General features: G+C 68.3%; 1 pseudogene. It reads right to left on the bottom strand.

Annotated features, from left to right (window positions below):
* Window positions 1–135: 135 nt before the first annotated feature.
* Window positions 136–559 (bottom strand): annotated as a pseudogene (locus CAY82_RS27455) (4-hydroxy-3-methylbut-2-enyl diphosphate reductase); the annotation flags it as partial.

The raw sequence follows: 559 nt of genomic DNA, 5'->3' as shown, positions 1-559 counted from the left end.
CTCGACGCGCCCCACACCTTCACCAAGGCCGGGACCTACACCTTCAGCTACAGCATCTCGTTCTGCGGCGGCCGAACAGGCTCGTTCACCGCCAGCAAGACCGTGAAGATCGTGGTGCCGTAGTGGCCTGAACCGTCAGGCGTGGTCGGAGGTGCCTGTGGTCGCCATCCCGGCGGCCTTCAGGTCCGCACGGAGCTCGCGGGGAAGTGAGAACACCAGGCTCTCCTCAGCCGTCGTGACCTCCTGGACCTCGCCGTACCCGCGCTCCGCGAGCCAGGCGAGCACGTCGCGCACCAGGATCTCACGCACGCTGGCGCCACTGGTGACGCCGACCGTGTCGACGCCGTCCAGCCAGGCCTCGTCGATCTCGGTGGCGAAGTCGACCAGGTGGCCGGCCGCGGCGCCGTGCTCGACGGCGACCTCGACCAGCCGGACCGAGTTCGACGAGTTGCGGGAGCCGACCACGATCATCAGGTCGACGTCGGGCGCCATCTTCTTGACCGCGATCTGGCGGTTCTGGGTGGCGTAGCAGATGTCGTCGCTCGGCGGGTCATGCAGC

Origin of the sequence: Pseudomonas sp. SID14000 (assembly GCF_002165135.1) — a bacterium.
In the GTDB taxonomy this organism is placed as follows: Bacteria; Pseudomonadota; Gammaproteobacteria; order Pseudomonadales; family Pseudomonadaceae; genus Aquipseudomonas.
Note: the sequence above shows the minus strand (reverse complement) of the source record. Positions and strands in the feature narration are given on the sequence as shown.